This is a genomic window from Pseudomonas sp. GM49, from assembly GCF_000282355.1.
In the GTDB taxonomy this organism is placed as follows: domain Bacteria; phylum Pseudomonadota; class Gammaproteobacteria; order Pseudomonadales; family Pseudomonadaceae; genus Aquipseudomonas.
This window is the reverse complement of sequence record NZ_AKJL01000140.1, coordinates 1-13225: the sequence shown is the minus strand read 5'-3', so window position 1 is coordinate 13225 and position 13225 is coordinate 1. Positions and strand designations below refer to the sequence as shown.

Here is a 13225-nt window from a genome sequence, read left to right as displayed (position 1 = left end):
GTTCGTGGTCTCACTTGATCAATATGAAGTGTTCGACGACAGGTCCTAGTGCCAGGGCCGGTACATAGTTCAGCAAGCCGACCAGCAACACCGTGCCGATCAGTAACACCACGAACAGCACCCCGTGGGTGGGCATCGTGCCGCCGGTCACGGCCAGGCGTTTTTTCGCCGCGAGACTGCCCGCCACGGCGAGCACCGGCACGATCACAGCGAACCGGCCGAACCAGGCGGCAATCGCCAGCATCACGTTGTAGAAAGGTGTATTGGCCGACAGGCCGGCAAATGCGCTGCCGTTGTTGTTGGCCGCCGAGGTGAAGGCGTAGAGGATTTCCGAGAAACCATGGGCTCCGGGGTTGGCAATTCCCAACCGGCCGGCGTCGGCCATGACGGCAATGGCGGTCCCGAAAAGCACAAGTAACGGTGTCGCGAGGATCGCGATGGCGACCATTTTCATCTCGTAGGCTTCGATCTTCTTGCCCAGGTATTCAGGTGTGCGGCCGATCATCAGCCCAGCGATAAATACCGCCAGGATGGCGAATACCAGCATGCCGTACAGACCCGAACCGGTACCTCCGAATACCACCTCGCCCAATTGCATCAGCACCAGTGGCACCGCGCCGCCCAGTGGCGTAAACGAATCGTGCATCGCCACCACCGCGCCACAGGACGCCGCCGTTGTTACTGCGGCAAACAGGCTCGATGCGCTGATGCCGAAGCGCAGTTCCTTGCCTTCCATGTTGCCTGCCGCCGTATCGATGCCCAGGGCTGAAAACTGTGGATTGCCCAGTTGCTCGTAATGAGTGACGGCCACCACCGCGATCACGAAGATGATCGTCATCGTCGCCAGCAACGCCCAACCTTGTCGTATGTCTCCGACGATGTGGCCGAAGACGAAGCACAGCGCGGTCGGGATCAGGAAGATGGCAAGCATCTGCAAGAAATTGGTGACGGCGGTGGGATTCTCGAAGGGGTGTGCCGAGTTGGCGTTGAAGAATCCACCACCGTTGGTGCCCAGCATCTTGATCGCTTCTTGCGAGGCCACGGGTCCCATCGCGATGGTCTGTTTGTCGGTGCTGGCGGGCTTGGTCACCGGATTGCCTTGGGCATCGAGGGTGGGCTGTCCGGCGTCATTGAGCACCGGGACCTGGTACTGCATGACCTCCATCGTTGTAACTTCTTTGTAGGGGGCAAGATTCTGAATCGCACCTTGGCTGACGAGAAATAGCGCGAAGATCAGTGACAGCGGCAGTAACACCCACAACGTAATGCGGGTGAGGTCGGTCCAGGCATTGCCGATGCTGGTGGCACTGTGGCGGGCGAGCCCTCGGATCAGGGCGACGGCCACCACAATGCCGGTGGCGGCTGACAGGAAATTCTGCACCGTCAACGCGAGCATCTGTGTCAGGTAGCTCATCGTCGACTCACCGCTATAGGCTTGCCAGTTGGTATTGGTGACGAAACTGGCGGCGGTGTTGAACGACGAGTCTGGCAACACGGCGCCAAATCCCTGTGGGTTGAACGGCAAAATACCTTGCAGCCGTTGCAACGCGTAGACCACCAGCATCCCCAGCACGTTGAAAAGGATCAGGGCGAGGGCGTATTGCAGCCAGCCCATTTGCGTTTCAGGTTGCACTCCGGCCAGGCGATACAGCGGCGACTCGATGCGCGAGCCAAGGGTGAACCGCCCCTCCATCACGGTGGTCAACCAATACCCGAGGGGCCATGCCAAAATACCCAGCGCCAGCAGAAAGGTCCCGAGGAGAACCCAGGCTTGAGTCGTCATAGGAAGTCCTCCGGAAACAGCAGCGCCGCGATCAGGTAAACCAGCAAGCCGGTCGCAATGATGCCGGCGAACAGATAGAAGCCCGTCATGACCGTCTCCTGTTAAGCGCCGCACAGCCGCGCGCCAGGCCGACCAGGCTGATGAAGAACAGTGCACCGAGTAACAGATAGATGAGGTCCATGGCATTTCCTCCCGCTATGAGGAAAGCCTAAACGGACGTTTGGTAAGTTGTTAAAAGGATTGGGGGCAGAGGAATAAAGATCTGATAAAGATCCCGCTCAGGTGGGGCGATCGGGTTGAAAATTGGCAGGCGGAATTGCCTCGCATCCGCGTCAGTCCGGGTTTTCCCAAGAATCGTAGACATAATCGACCGACTGTTTTTGGCCGGTTTCTGCCGGTCACCACCGGCAGCTATGGGATGAAAACCACCTCTGACGACTCGACTGCGTCGGCCAAAACCAATGGCTTGCGGCACGGAACCTCGCGTCTCGACACGGCGAGACGTGTGAACTGCGGCAAGCGGCGTTCCAACAGGCCATTCGTCTCACCTGGGTCTGTTGACGTTTCGCTCCGAACCGCCGCGATCAGGGAAATGCGACCGCCGCCGCGAGATACAGCAGCAACGCCAGCAGCAACACCACGGTGAAGCCCAGGTGGATCGCCAGCAGGGTCGCCAGCACGGCCGCTACCACCGATACGCTGGCGTTGACGCCCCAAGCGATCGGCACCAGTGCTTCGGCGCGCGCGGAGACGCGCCCGAGTCCGAGCGGAAACGGCATGCCCATGGCGAACGCCAGCGGCGCTACCAGCGCGGCGCAGATGCCGAACCTGGCGAGGGTCCGCACGGGCGCCAGCAGCTGGAACAACGGGGGCAGGGCGATCAGGTAGAGCAGGGCGATCGCGCAGATCGCCAGGACTGGTCGCGCGAGCGGATGACGGGGCCCCACACCCGTTCCAATGTCCCCCCGCCGCCGGCCGGAGTAACGACTGCCGAGGCCAGCGAAGATCAGGAACGCGCTGAGCGTTACCGCCACCGAATACAACGGGTGGCTGAGGAAAAGGGTGAACTTCTGGATGAAGGCGATTTCCACGAACATGAAGGCGAAGCCGATGGCGGCGAAGTAGGACACGACCCGAAATTCGAACCTGACCAAAGCCGCACTCCGAGAGCGCCGCTGGCGCCGCCGCGCCACCCATAGCGGCGCCAGGATCAGCAGCGCGGCGGCCACGCTGGACTGCAGCAGTGTGGCGATCAGCACCGGATAGCCCCACTCCAGCATTGACAGGCCGCCCTGCTCCTTCAGTGCCAGCAGTTCCGGCAGCGAGCTCCATTTGAAGAAGTGGAAGAAATACGGCCGGTCATCCGTGGTCGGACGCACGTCGAACTTGTAACGTGCCAGGAACTCCGCGCGTTCGCCGGACAGCAGGGCCTGCGCCGCTTCGAAGAACCAGGGCCGGTCGAGCAGGTTGTAGCGGTTCGCCTCGGCCACGGTCATCCCGGGGTAGTAGGCCAGGTCGAAGGAGCGCGCCCGGCAGAACTCCCGCAACGCGGCAATGCCGGCGTCGTCGAAATCCCTGTTGCTGACCAGCAGCGTCACGGTCTTCCAGCCTCGGATCATGACGATGCGGCGCGCCGCGCTGGCCTGTCCGTCGCGCTCGATGGCCGCGGCCGCGGTGGCCAGTAGCCTGGGAACATCGCGGGGCGGCAGGGTGACCCAGCGGGTGATGGCCAACAGGCCGCCGGGAGCGAGATGGCGCAGGTATTCGGCGAAGGCATCCACCGTGTACAGGTAGTTCTCGGACAGCGCATGCAGGCCGCCCGAGGCGGTGCCGAAGGAGTCCAGCAGGGCGATCTGGATCAGGTCGTAAGGCTCGCTGCGCGAAGCCACCAGGCCGCGCGCCTCGCCGATCAGCGCACGGACGTTGGGCGCGCTGTACGGCTTGCCGGAGAAGTCGGCGAAGCGGCGCTGGACCAGATCGATCACCTGCGGGTTCAGTTCGATGGCATCCACCGCGCTGGCGCCGTGGTAGATCGCCTGCAGCACATCGGCGCCGGCGCCGCTGCCCAGCACCAGCACGCGGGGTTGCCGCAGCAGGTGATAGGGCAGAGCCGAAGTCAGGTAGTCCAGGTAGGCGAGCGGCTCGCGGCGCCCGTCATAGCGGTTCAGCACAGAAAGGCCGTCGCCGTCGGTGAAGATGGCCAGTTGTGCGGGCGGTTCCTGCGTCGCGTTGAGGCTCAGGCCCGGCGCGTGGCGCAGGGGAATGGTCGGGCTGTCGACGACCGTGAGCAGGCCCAGCGGACTCCAGGTCTGGGCGATTGCGCGCGCATCCTTTACACGCAGCGTCTGGCTCAGTTCCTTGTACTCGGAGGGCGACAGGGCGATCCAGCGCCCGGGCACGCCGGCCGGGACTGCGACTGCCGCCGCCAGCAGCAATGGCGCGAGCCAGTGCCTATGCCCCGTGCAAGCCATGCCGGCCAGCGCCCCGGCGGCGATGCCGGTGCCGCCCAGCAGCCGCAGCGCATCGACGGGCGTCAGGGCGAACAGCGCGGCGACGATCGCCAGGCTGCCCACGCCGGCGCCGAGAATGTCGAAGGCGTAGATCCGATGAATCTGTTCCTGAAAGCAGGTGAAGGTCAGGCAGATGCACACCGCCGCGCAGAAGAACGGCACGAACAGCAGCAGGTAGATCATCAGCAGGCGCACCGACTGCCGCGCGTCCCAGAGGATCTCGAGGGGATTGAACGGAACCTGCTGGGCCAGGCTGAAGCAGGCGATGGCGCTCAGCCCGAACAGCACCGCGCCGCCGATGAACACGCCGTGGAAGCGCGGCGCCAGCACAGGCCGCGCCAGCGCCACGGCGGTGCCGGCAGCGCCGTAGCCGAGCAGCGCGACGCTGATCATCATGTAGGCGAAATGGTGCCACTGGATGATCGAAAGCAGTCGCAGCAGCAGCACCTCATAGCCGAGTGCGGAGGCAGACAGCAGCGCCAGGGCGAGCAATGGCGGCGAATGCATGCTCAACCGCCTCCGACCAGCGGCACGAAGCGCACAGGCAGCACCTGCCGGGTGGACACACTGCCATCGCCGGCCTTCTCGATCAGCAGCAGGTACTGGATCATGAACGGCGCGCCGACCGGGATTACCATCCGTCCGCCGGCCTTGAGCTGGGCGATCAGTGGCGGCGGCACATGGCTGGCGGCGGCGGTGACGAGGATGGCGTCGTAAGGTCCGTGCTCGGGCCAGCCGCGGTAGCCATCGCCCAGCCGGGCCTGCACCTTCGCATATCCCAGCCGGCCCAGGCGCTCCCCGGCCTGCACCGCCAGCGGCTCGATGATCTCCATCGTGTAGACCGCCTGCGCCAGCTCGGCGAGGATCGCCGCCTGGTAGCCCGAGCCAGTGCCGATCTCGAGTACCACGTCGCCGGGCCCGACCTGTGTCAGGTCGGTCATCAGGGCGACGATGTAGGGCTGGGAGATGGTCTGGCCGTAGCCGATCGGCAGCGGGCGATTCTCGTAGGCGTTGGGCACCTCGTCGGGCGGGACGAACTTATGGCGTGGCACCTTGGCCATCGCGGCCATCACCGGCGCGGCAAACTCGACCCTGCCGGTTTCGTCGCGGGTGTCGGACGACATGTTGGCGATCTCCCGCACCATGGCGTCGCGCAACGGCGCGAACGGGTCGTCGGCATGCAGGCCGGCGGATGCCAGCGCCAGAGCGATGGCAGGCGCCAGGATGCGCGTCAGGAGCATCACCGGCTTCACAATGACTCATCCGCCTGAGGAATAGTCGAATCGTATGGCTGGCGGGCTGGCTCGGCAAGTCCGGGGGTGCCGGCGACCACACCAGGCTGCGGCGACTGCCTGAGAAAATATCGCAACCCGTAACTGCACTGATAGCACCCAGCCAGTTCATGCGGTGATACAAAAGTGAATGCAATTGTCAGCTAGTGGCCGATTCTGTTGAAAAAGTCGCTCTGCCCAAACTGCCTGATGCCATAGGAAAAAAAGCCCGCTCAATCAGACTGTGTGAAAACACAATCTGCCCCGGCTAAAAGCAAATGCCCCGACTTGTCGGGACATTTGCTTTTCTGAAATCTGAAAATAAAGGGCTTCTCAGCCCATCAGCGCCAACATACACAGGCGCAGACGCTCTTCATAGCCGCTGTTTTGCTGACTCCTATAGGTTGAATGGACGCGCTCCCGGATGGCCGGCAGCGTACCGATTGACCATTGATCCATGCCAGGGATCAGAAAGCTGTGGAATTCGGGATCAAGCAGTTCATGTGGCTTCAACGTTCCCCTCCCTTTGCATCGAACTCAATGGCACCCGCTTCCAGGTGCCTTGTGCTTGCCCGTTAAAGCCAGGCTTTGATTTGCGTACAAACGGCTAGAGTTGAAATGCCGTAACGATCATGCAGCGTCGGCAGAGCCCCGGCATCGAGGAACGCGTCGGGTAAGGCGATCTGCCTGAAGGTTGGCGTTACTCCGTTGCGCAGCAGCACCCCGGCAACGGCCTCGCCGAGACCACCAATGATTGAACTGTTTTCTGCGGTGACCACCAGCCGACCTGACTTCCTTGCCTCGGCAAGAATGGTTTGCTCATCCAGTGGTTTGATCGTCGGTACGTGCAGTACGGCGACATCGACGCCGTCTGCCTGCAGTTCCTTGGCTGCTTCCAGTGCACGCATGGTCATCAAACCGGTGGAGATGATCAGCACATCGTTACCGGTGCGCAGGGTCTTGGCTTTGCCGATCTCGAATTTATAGCCGTACTCGTCCAGCACCAGCGGCACATTGCCGCGCAACAAACGCATGTATACCGGCCCCTGATGTGCGGCGATGGCGGGCACGGCCTGTTCGATTTCCAGGGCATCGCATGGGTCGACGATCATCAGGTTGGGCATGGCGCGGAAGATCGCCAGGTCATCGGTGGCCTGGTGGCTTGGGCCGTAGCCGGTAGTGAGGCCGGGTAACCCACAAACGATTTTGACGTTGAGGTTTTCTTCGGCAATCGCCATGCAGATGAAGTCATAGGCACGGCGCGAAGCGAACACCGCGTAGGTGGTGGCGAAAGGCACGAAGCCTTCGCGGGCCATACCCGCGGCCGCACTCATCAGCAACTGTTCGGCCATGCCCATTTGATAGAAACGGTCGGGATGTGCTTTGGCGAAGATATGCAGGTCGGTGTATTTGGACAGGTCGGCGGACAGGCCGACGATGTCTGAACGCTGTTCTGCCAGCGCCGCGAGCGCATGACCGAAAGGCGCGGATTTCGTGGCTTGGCCTTCCGAGGCAATCGAAGCGATCATCGCTGAGGTGGTCAGGCGTTTTTTGGTCGGTTCGGCAATCGAAGTCGGAGTGTTGGCGGCGTTGCTCATTGGTTTTTTCCTTCTTCAAGATTGTTCAGTGCCAGATCCCATTCGTGTTCTTCCACGCGGATGAAGTGGGTCTTCTCCCGAGTTTCGAGGAAGGGCACGCCTTTGCCCATTTTGGTGTCGCAGATGATCACCCGAGGCTGAGTGCCAGGATGATTGCGGGCGGCATCGAACGCGGTGACCAGCGCCTCCAGATCATTGCCGTCAATGCGCTGGGTTAACCAGCCAAACGCTTGCCAGCGATCGACGATGGGTTCAAAGGACAGGATTTCACTGGAGTGACCGTCGGCTTGCTGGTTGTTGACGTCGACGATGGCGATCAGGTTGTCGAGCTTCCAATGCGACGCCGACATAACGGCTTCCCAGGTCGAGCCTTCATTCAGTTCGCCGTCCGACAGCAAGTTGTAGACGAAGGAAGACGAACCTTTGCGCTTGAGGCCCAGGCAGGCACCGACCGCGATGCCTAGACCCTGACCCAGTGAACCACCGGTGATTTCCATGCCCGGCGTGTAGGCGGCCATGCCCGACATCGGCAGGCGGCTGTCGTCCGCACCGTAGGTTTCCAGCTCATCGAGCGGGATGATTTCGGCTTCGATCAATGCGGCGTACAGCGCAATGGCGTAATGACCGATCGACAGGTAAAAGCGATCGCGCTCTTCCCATTCAGGATCTTCGGGCCGATAGCTCAGGGCATGGAAGTAGGACACTGCCAACAGGTCGGCGGCACCGAGGGCCTGGCCGACATAGCCTTGTCCCTGAACTTGCCCCATTCGCAGCGCGTGGTGGCGAATGTTGTGAGCGCGCTCAACCAGGGTCTTGGATGAAACGTATGAAGGATTAGTCGTCATGGTGAAAACTCCGTAAATCAACGATTGACCAAGGCGGCGGGAATGCGCAGCACCAGGGTGGCTCCGGCGAGCAGTACGCCAGTGATCAGATACATGCCGATGGCGCTGGAACCGGTCAGTGTGGTTATCCAGCCAATCAGGTAGGGCGAGCAGAAGCCGGCGAGGTTGGCGAAGCTGTTGACCGCCGCGATGCCTGCAGCAGCGGATACGCCACCGAGTAGCGTGGTGGGCAACATCCAGAACATCGACGTAGCGGACAGAATTCCGGAAGCGGCCAGGCAAAGACTGAGAATGGAGAGCATCACATTCCCCCCCATCATGGCCGCGAGGCTCAGGCCGATGGCACCGGCAATCATCGGAACAATCAGATGCCAGCGGCGCTCGCGGTGTTTGTCGCCACTGCGTCCGGCATACAACATGGCAGCAATCGCGCAAAGGTAGGGCAGGCTGGTCAGCAGTCCGATTTTCATCGGGTCGGATACCCCTGCGTTGCGCACCAGGGTAGGTAACCAGAAGGTGATTGCGTACTGACCCATCACGACACAGAAGTAGATGGCAGCCAGTAACCAGAGACGACGGTCGCGGATGAATTCACCTACAGAGGCGTGTGTGACTTTCTTCTGCTCATCCTCAGCCAGCTCGCGGGATATCAGCGCTTTTTCATCGTCGTTGAGCCAGCTGGCTTGGTGCACGCCATCCTTGAGATAGCTCAGTACCAGCAGTCCGACCAAGACGGTGGGGACGGCCTCCAGCACGAACATCCACTGCCACCCGGCCCAGCCGTGTACACCGGCGAAGTGAGTCATGATCCAGCCAGAGATCGGGCCGCCCACCATCCCCGACAGCGGAATCGCGATGAACCACAGCACGGTCATGCGGGCACGACGGTAGGATGGAAACCAATAGGTAAGGTACAACAGCAGACCCGGTGCCAGGCCGGCTTCGGCAATCCCGAGCAGAAAGCGCAACGCATAGAATTGCCACGCGGTTTCGACGAAGGCGAACAGGGCAGAGACGATGCCCCAGGTGATCATGATGCGCGCGATCCAGACCCGCGCCCCGACCTTGTGCAGGATGATGTTGCTGGGCACTTCGCAGAGAAAGTAGCCGATGAAGAACATGCCCGCGCCCAGCCCGTAGACCGTTTCGCTGAGCGCCAGGTCGTTCATCATTTGCAGTTTGGCAAAGCCGACGTTAACGCGATCGAGATAGGCACACAGGTAGCACAGCATCAGGAACGGCATCAGGCGCCACGCGGTTTTACGGTAGGCGTTGGAGCGCACGGTCGAAACCGCTTCGAGCGACAGGGTAGTCATGATGGTCTGATCTCTTGTTTTTATTGACCGCCAGGCAATCAAGCCTGGCTGTGTCATCGATCCAGAACCGCACGGGCCTTGCAGGCCCGCCCAGGCGTACTCAGTGAATCAGCATGCCGCCGTTCACATCCAGAGTGATGCCGGTCAGGTATGAGGATAGGTCGCTGGCCAGGAATAGCGCCGCATTGGCCACATCCTGTGCTTCGCCGAGACGACCCAGCGGGATGCCGTCGATGATCGCGTGACGGCGTTCATCCTGCATCAGGCCGCCGGTGATGTCGGTGTGAATCAGGCCGGGGGCGATGGAGTTGACGCGAACCTTGTCCGGCCCCAGTTCCCGTGCCATGGCCTTGGCCAGACCCAGTACGCCGGCCTTCGCGGCGCTGTAATGTGGGCCGCCGAAAATGCCGCCGCCGCGTTGTGCCGACACGGAGGACATGCACACGATGCTGCCGCCCGACTGCTGGCGCATCATAGGGATCACCGCCTGTGACATCAGCAGGGTGCCGCGCAGGCTGACGTCCAGCACCTTGTCGTAATCAGAGGGGCGGATATCGAGGGTCTTGAGGGGTTGGGTGATGCCGGCGTTGTTGACCAGAATGTCGATGCGGCCGAATTGCTCGATGATGGTGGCGACAGCCCGTTGAACCTGCGATTCGTCAGCGACGTTGGCAGCCAGGCCCAGATGACCTTCACCCAGGGACGCAGCGGCATCCCGTGCGGCGGATTCATCCAGATCCAGGATCACGACGCGTGCGCCCTGTTGCGCGAAGGTGGTCGCTGTTGCGCGGCCAATGCCACGTGCAGAGGCTGCACCGGTGATGATCGCGACTTTGCCTTGAAGAAGCATGGAAGAGTACCTCTGATTGTTTTTATTGGGTCGATCCACGAAGAACCGATGTCTCAGCTTGTTCCCCCAGACCGACCCTGAGCAATAACGCGAATGTCACTCGATGCTGAAAAAAATTCAGCACTCGCCAATGGGCTCTCCCGATGTTTGAATAGCTGCATGCCCGGCCCACGCCACTTGCAGCGGAATAACAATAATCATGAGTACACCTGGCGATGCACCTCCGATCCTGCCACCCCTGAAAGCCATTCAGGCCTTTGAACAGACCGCACGCTTCGGTAACGTCGCCCGCGCCGCCGAATTGCTTGATCTGACACCCTCGGCGGTCAGTCACCAGTTGGCCAAACTGGAGGCAATGATCGGCCGCCAGCTGTTTCTCAGGACGGCCAGGGGCGTGACATTGACGCCGGTGGGCGAGCAATACCTAACTGAGGTGTCAGGCATCCTGCACAGCCTGGCGGTGGCGACCGAGCGCGCCACCAGTGACGTCAGTCTCGACTGCCTGCGCTTGCACTCATCCCCCAGTTTCGGCCTGCTGTGGTTGATGCCGCGCCTGGAACAGTTTCGCCGGAGCCATCCCGACATCCAGCTCAACCTGTCGTGTTCCTACGAATCACTGCATTTCAGTCGCGACAAGATTGACGTAGACATCCGCCACGGGATGCCCAACTGGCCCAGCTACGAAGTGCGGACGATACGTAATGAAAGGATTGCGGTCATGGCTTCGCCGAAACTGCTGGCAAAACGCCCGGTTCGCACGGTCGCGGATTTAATGGACAGCCAGCTGATCCTGTCCGAAGCCACCTTGATAAAGTGGCCGCAATTGTTTGCCCAACAGGGCATGTCACGCCCGGAAAAACCCTACACCCTCAGCTTTGACCGCTCCTACATGACGTTGGAGGCAGCCAGCCACGGGCTTGGATTCGCCTTGGAAAGCACGCTGCTTGCGCAGGACTATCTGGCGCGGGGCGCGTTAGTCGAGGTAGCGCCGGAGCTGAGCGCACCGATCACTGCACATCACCTGGTTTTTCCTAGGGCCCATGCAAATTTTCCTCGGGTGAGAGGATTTCTGGAGTGGATGCAGAAGGAGTTGGGTCATGACTTCAATTACTGATGCCATTTCAACACAGGCCAGCTTCTCATCAGCTAGTTACTGAGTGTCTATTTTGGGCCCAAGCTGTGTGAAAACGCACTGAATACGTCGAAAAAAGAGAGCTACCCAGAGGTGCCGCCGCGGGCGGAGTACGCGCTAATGGTGCTGGGTCATGCACTCGGCCCGGCTATGACTGCCCTTATAGACTGGGCTGAGCTTCGTCATCAGCACGAGGCAAAGGGGATAAAGCTGTCTAGCGTTAGCGACAATGAGCTGTTGGAACGCTAATGCGCCATGTTGGACTACTCAAAACGTCAGCTCGTTTCAAATCAGATCAACTGTGGTTTCCAAACGTTAGATTTGTGACTATATATTTGTTTGGTCACGATTTGTAAGTCCTCGATAGGGTGAGTAAGCTATTCCCATGAATCAGCCATCAATATCTTCGCCTAGCCCCCGTGGCCCAATCGATCACGAGATTCGCGATCAAATTGTCGCAGCGGCCAACGAACACTTCAGTCAATACGGCTATGGTAAAACCACGGTTTCCGACCTGGCCAAGGCCATCGGGTTTTCCAAGGCCTACATCTACAAATTTTTTGATTCCAAGCAGGCGATCGGTGAAGCAATCTGCGCAAATTGTCTGGCAGAAATCGTCGCGGCTGTGGAGCAGGCTATCAATGTAGAAGACCTGTCGCCGACGGAGCGCTTTCGACGTTTGGTCAAAACGGTGATCACCACAGGTGTGAATCTGTTTTTTAACGACCGAAAACTCTATGACATTGCAGCGTTCGCGGCGTCGGAAAGCTGGCCCAGTTCGCAGGCTTATGACGCACGTATCAAACACTTCGTTTTGCAAATAGTGCGGGAGGGACGAGAGATCGGCGAATTTGAACGCAAGACTCCGCTGGACGAGACAGTAGAAGCGATACATCTCGCACTGCGACCATTCGTTAACCCCTTACTGCTGCAGTACAATCTCGACTTCGTCGAGGAGGCGCCCACGCTCACCTCCAACCTCATCTTGCGTAGCCTCATGCCTTGACCTTTGGCTAAAGGTTTATCGCATACGGCGGTACGCGTCAGATTCCAAACGGCTTTTCACTTTGCCCTTCTTCCATCCGTCGAAGGGCATTTTATTTATCCGTGATGTGACCATTGACCGATATGGTCACATGAATAAATATGGTGGTCCGTCGCTTCTAGTGCTTCACAGAATTGGCACGATACGTGGGCTCATGCTATCGGTGCGGCATATCAACTGAACAACCAATGGGTACTTCGCGCAGGCTTTTCGGTCGATCAGTCACCGACCAATAACACCAATCGTGGACCGCGCATTCCTACGGGTGACCGGAAGGTTGTCAGCTTCGGTGCTGGCTGGACGCCGGCGGATAATGTCACGATCGATTTTGCTTACTCTTACCTGTGGGAAGAGAGCGTGCAGGTCAACGACACCTCGCCGACCAGAGGTGCATACAGTGCCAAATATAAGAACAGTGCGAGCGGGCTCGGTACGTCTGTTAGTTACCGCTTCTAATTGAGTGCTGTTACACGATAAATGTCCTGTCGGGAGCACGCGTTGCCTCCCGAACTTTAAGAACACATCTCGGGCCTTTCCCCTGAGGTAAAAGGCCTCTTTGTCGCCCCCTCAGACTCCCATCACCTGCGCCATCAAGCTCTGATGAAACCGACGTGACGTGGCCCACGTCAAGACGGTGATGGCCTTGTTTCCAAAACCCGGCACCACGCTCATGCGTCCGGCTTGCAGCGCACGGATGCCTGCACGCACGACGGGTTGAGGCTGCATCATCACCATTTTCAAGGCCGGTGTGATCCGTTGTTTGGCGCTTTCTGCAAATCCGGTATCTGACATCCCAGGGCAAAGTGCGGTAACGACGACGCCGTCATTTTTCAGTTTGAATCGCCCCGGGTTTCGTAGACACCTCCATGCCTTAA

12 protein-coding genes and 2 pseudogenes are annotated in these 13225 nt (G+C 60.1%); 4 read left to right on the top strand and 10 right to left on the bottom strand.

Going from position 1 to position 13225, the window contains the following annotated elements; translation table 11 throughout:
- Positions 1-10: 10 nt before the first annotated feature.
- The 9 genes from kdpA to PMI29_RS16060 all read right to left on the bottom strand — a co-directional run bounded on the left by kdpA (position 11) and on the right by PMI29_RS16060 (position 10173).
- Positions 11-1783, bottom strand: a complete 1773-nt coding sequence (gene kdpA / locus PMI29_RS16020) for a potassium-transporting ATPase subunit KdpA (RefSeq protein ID WP_007997654.1) — start codon at positions 1781-1783, stop codon at positions 11-13.
- Complete coding sequence (gene kdpF, locus PMI29_RS16025; protein ID WP_007992657.1) at positions 1780-1872, bottom strand: K(+)-transporting ATPase subunit F; 93 nt, start codon at positions 1870-1872, stop codon at positions 1780-1782. The genes kdpA and kdpF overlap by 4 nt, the downstream gene beginning before the upstream one ends.
- A 495-nt stretch (positions 1873-2367) precedes the next feature.
- Positions 2368-4800 (bottom strand): hypothetical protein, encoded by a 2433-nt coding sequence (locus PMI29_RS16030; RefSeq protein WP_007997650.1) that lies wholly within the window; start codon positions 4798-4800, stop codon positions 2368-2370.
- A gap of 2 nt (positions 4801-4802) precedes the next feature.
- Positions 4803-5546 (bottom strand): protein-L-isoaspartate(D-aspartate) O-methyltransferase, encoded by a 744-nt coding sequence (locus tag PMI29_RS16035; protein WP_033052345.1) that lies wholly within the window; start codon positions 5544-5546, stop codon positions 4803-4805.
- Between the two features lie 351 nt (positions 5547-5897).
- Complete coding sequence (locus PMI29_RS16040) at positions 5898-6077, bottom strand: hypothetical protein (RefSeq protein ID WP_007997646.1); 180 nt, start codon at positions 6075-6077, stop codon at positions 5898-5900.
- Positions 6078-6139: 62 nt separating this feature from the next.
- Positions 6140-7162, bottom strand: a complete 1023-nt coding sequence (locus tag PMI29_RS16045) for a transketolase family protein (protein WP_007997644.1) — start codon at positions 7160-7162, stop codon at positions 6140-6142.
- Positions 7159-8007, bottom strand: a complete 849-nt coding sequence (locus PMI29_RS16050) for a transketolase (protein WP_007997642.1) — start codon at positions 8005-8007, stop codon at positions 7159-7161. Before PMI29_RS16050 ends, PMI29_RS16045 begins: the two co-directional genes overlap by 4 nt.
- Positions 8008-8024: 17 nt before the next feature.
- The gene (locus PMI29_RS16055) at positions 8025-9323 is read right to left on the bottom strand and encodes an MFS transporter (RefSeq protein ID WP_007997640.1); all 1299 of its coding nucleotides are present in this window, start codon (positions 9321-9323) and stop codon (positions 8025-8027) included.
- A 100-nt stretch (positions 9324-9423) separates the two neighbouring features.
- Positions 9424-10173 carry an SDR family NAD(P)-dependent oxidoreductase gene (locus tag PMI29_RS16060; protein WP_007997636.1) on the bottom strand — a complete coding sequence of 250 codons (750 nt, stop codon included), beginning with the start codon at positions 10171-10173 and terminating at the stop codon, positions 9424-9426.
- A gap of 199 nt (positions 10174-10372) precedes the next feature.
- Between PMI29_RS16060 and PMI29_RS16065 the strand changes: the two genes are divergently transcribed.
- The 4 genes and pseudogenes from PMI29_RS16065 to PMI29_RS31070 form a co-directional block, all read left to right on the top strand.
- Positions 10373-11287, top strand: a complete 915-nt coding sequence (locus PMI29_RS16065) for a LysR substrate-binding domain-containing protein (RefSeq protein WP_007997634.1) — start codon at positions 10373-10375, stop codon at positions 11285-11287.
- 39 nt (positions 11288-11326) lie between these two features.
- Positions 11327-11554 carry a winged helix-turn-helix transcriptional regulator gene (locus tag PMI29_RS32840; protein ID WP_081501662.1) on the top strand — a complete coding sequence of 76 codons (228 nt, stop codon included), beginning with the start codon at positions 11327-11329 and terminating at the stop codon, positions 11552-11554.
- Positions 11555-11690: 136 nt separating this feature from the next.
- Positions 11691-12311 carry a TetR/AcrR family transcriptional regulator gene (locus tag PMI29_RS16070; protein WP_007997632.1) on the top strand — a complete coding sequence of 207 codons (621 nt, stop codon included), beginning with the start codon at positions 11691-11693 and terminating at the stop codon, positions 12309-12311.
- Between the two features lie 168 nt (positions 12312-12479).
- Positions 12480-12806, top strand: a pseudogene (locus PMI29_RS31070) (OmpP1/FadL family transporter); the annotation flags it as partial.
- A 111-nt stretch (positions 12807-12917) separates the two neighbouring features.
- Here PMI29_RS31070 and PMI29_RS0130070 read toward each other — a convergent pair.
- Positions 12918-13225: pseudogene (locus tag PMI29_RS0130070) on the bottom strand (hypothetical protein); the annotation flags it as partial.